3 protein-coding genes and 2 pseudogenes are annotated in these 2,481 nt (G+C 60.1%); 3 read left to right on the top strand and 2 right to left on the bottom strand.

Annotated features, from left to right (window positions below):
• Both EN993_RS34490 and EN993_RS34495 read left to right on the top strand, forming a co-directional pair.
• Positions 1 to 86: pseudogene (locus EN993_RS34490) on the top strand (DUF736 domain-containing protein); the annotation flags it as partial.
• Between the two features lie 56 nt (positions 87 to 142).
• Entirely contained in the window at positions 143 to 484 is a 342-nt protein-coding gene (locus tag EN993_RS34495) for a hypothetical protein (protein ID WP_127266110.1), read from the top strand.
• Between the two features lie 117 nt (positions 485 to 601).
• Here EN993_RS34495 and EN993_RS34500 read toward each other — a convergent pair whose 3' ends face one another.
• A complete protein-coding gene (locus EN993_RS34500) occupies positions 602 to 1,009 on the bottom strand; it encodes a hypothetical protein (RefSeq protein ID WP_127266111.1) in 408 nt (135 codons plus the stop codon).
• Positions 1,006 to 1,746, bottom strand: coding sequence for a ParA family protein (locus tag EN993_RS34505; RefSeq protein ID WP_348630454.1), 741 nt, complete (start codon positions 1,744 to 1,746; stop codon positions 1,006 to 1,008). Before EN993_RS34505 ends, EN993_RS34500 begins: the two co-directional genes overlap by 4 nt.
• Positions 1,747 to 2,189: 443 nt before the next feature.
• Here EN993_RS34505 and EN993_RS34510 point away from each other — a divergent pair.
• Positions 2,190 to 2,481, top strand: a pseudogene (locus EN993_RS34510) (hypothetical protein); the annotation flags it as partial.

Genomic DNA, 2,481 nt, shown 5'->3' on the forward strand with positions numbered 1-2,481 from the left:
AGATCGGCGTGATCTTCGGCAACCTCGCGCCCGCCCCGGGTGGCGAGGAAAACAAGAAGGTCATCCTCTGGAACAACCCCCAGTGAGGCATCGGTGGCCGGCCCCGGAAGGGGCCGGCTCCCCACCGCAAAAGGAGGTTGCAATGAGCCGCTACACCATCACTGTCACTGGCACCGTCATCGGACAGGGCCGCTCGGATCCAGACGCTGTCATCGGCTACGATCCACCACTTCGGACCTACTTCCTGCAGGCGTTCCCGCACGAAGAAACCGATGAGCCCGGTCTTTGGCTCGGCACCCACGATCGCGCGTTCGAAACGCTTGAGGATCTTCGCCATGTAGCCATCTCACACGGCTACGACTTCATGCCGCTGTCGCCCAAACTGGCCGCAAAGCTGGTCGACGACAAAGCGGCAGCCAGCGGGCGTCCGGTGCGAGACACCATCCTCTGCCAGGTGCTGAAACACCTCAACCAACCCAAGTAGGCAAGACGTCCCAGGGCCCGCGACGGAGTGTTCCGTCGCGGGCCCTTCTTTTGTGCGTCGCAAAAGAGCCCCGAACATCACCCGCTACAGCAAGAGACGGCGACTCCAAACCGCCGATTATTCCTTCGGCAGTTTATGCTTATGAATGCGGATATAGTCCTGGACAGCCTTTCGCAGCAGTTCGGTCATGCTGTGCCCGTTGCTGATCGCCAGCAACTTGAACTGCCGCTGCTCCGCAGCCGTCAGGTAGTAGCCGCAGCGGATCATCTCCTCCTCGCGAATCTCCTTCCCGGCGATGGGGTCCTTTTTCTGACCCTGCCGCAGCAGCTTGCGGAAATCGGGGCCGACTGCCGGTGACGGCTGTGTCGGTACCTGCACCTGTGGCGTAGCTTGCTCCTTGGTCCCTGACGTCTCGACCTTCGGTGTGATGAACATGCTCGGCAGCGCCGGCGGCTGCGTGGAAATCGCCTTCATCATGCGGGCTTTCTTGTCGTCACCGGGTTTCGGTGCGGTTTCTTCGCTCATGCCGCGTTCCTTGTGGCTTCGATGAAGGTTTGCAGAAGGTCGTCAAAGACCCCTTCACTCTCGGCAATCGCCTTCGCATCGGGCACATCGGGGCTGTAAAGGGTCTGCCCGGTCTGGAGGTCACGGTAGGCAACGCGATTGTGCAGAACGTGTTCTGCAATCGGCGTGCCGTTGGCCTGGATGATGGCGCGCAGTTCGGTCAGGGCTCGCGCCCTGCCATCGATGATGGTCTGCTTGGTCAGCACGAATATCGCAGGCAGTGGTCTCCCCCGGCTCTCGACCGCCAATGGGATGTAGTGGTCGGTGATCTGGATGGCGGCGGTCACATCGTCGAGGGCAAAATAGACCGGCACGACGACAATATCGGCCGCGAAGAGCCCGGCCATGAGGTTGTCATTTGTGGTGCCTTCCGTATCGATCAAGACGACGGAGCGCTCACCGTTGTGAGTGGCTGTCGCGCGAAGGATTTCCTGCGGGGTCATCGCGCTCACCATCTGGAGCCTGTCAGGACGATTGCCAGCTTCGCCCAGCATCTGGAACCAGCGGTTCATGTTCTGCCGCCGGTCGCCGTCGATGAGAGTGACCGAATAGCCTCTATGCAGCGCGACGGATGCGAGGGCACGCAGCATCGTCGATTTGCCAGTGCCGCCCTTTGGGATCGCAGCGGAGATGATCATGGGGGCCTCCTTCCGGCGTTGTCTCCTTGTTTCCATGTCAACATGGAAACAAGTCATCATGGACACATGAAACGAAATCACGGTCGCAACATGGTGACATTGTCGACGGGGAAGAATGGTTTGGCAACCCAGGCGCGCATCGATAAGGGCTGCTAAAGGGGGCAGTTTTTGCGCAGCTGCTATCTTCAGCAAAAAATGGGTTCGGTGGCCCGTCGACTGCGCTTTTTCCGATTACACTTTTCCGGCTGCCCATCAGGGGGCCCTTGTTTCCATGTTAACATGGAAACAAGTCGTCAACGCATCATAGACACGTCGCATCAAATCACGATGAGAACATTCCGCCCGCGCCGCTGCTGACACCGCGCTGGTGATGAGAAGACGCGCGCCCGTAATTTTTATCCCTGCTCGGATTCTTATTGGAGCAGGATAGCCTATTTTGTGATACACACAAAATAGGCGGCGCGGCCCTGTCGGGCCTTAGCGCCCGCAAGCGGGCTTGAGAGATGAATTCAGACGGCCAGAAGGCAGCGGAAAAGAAGGCGTCACGACGCTACGGCGAGGTGACGCACATCCGGTTTTCGGCTGACGAGCTGGCCAACCTAAAAGCCATTGCGGGCCGGGACGGCGTCACCGTCAGCGAGGTCGTCCGGCGTCTGGTGCGGGCAGAGGTAGGGCATCTGCCTGTCGCGTCAGAGGCGTTGCGGCCGGCGATCGTGGACATGACCGATCAGCTGCGGCGCGTCGGCATCAATTTCAATCAGGCCGTGCGCGCCATGAACGACGGCCGTGTTGCCC

The organism is Mesorhizobium sp. M7D.F.Ca.US.004.01.2.1 (genome assembly GCF_003997785.1).
In the GTDB taxonomy this organism is placed as follows: domain Bacteria; phylum Pseudomonadota; class Alphaproteobacteria; order Rhizobiales; family Rhizobiaceae; genus Mesorhizobium; species Mesorhizobium loti.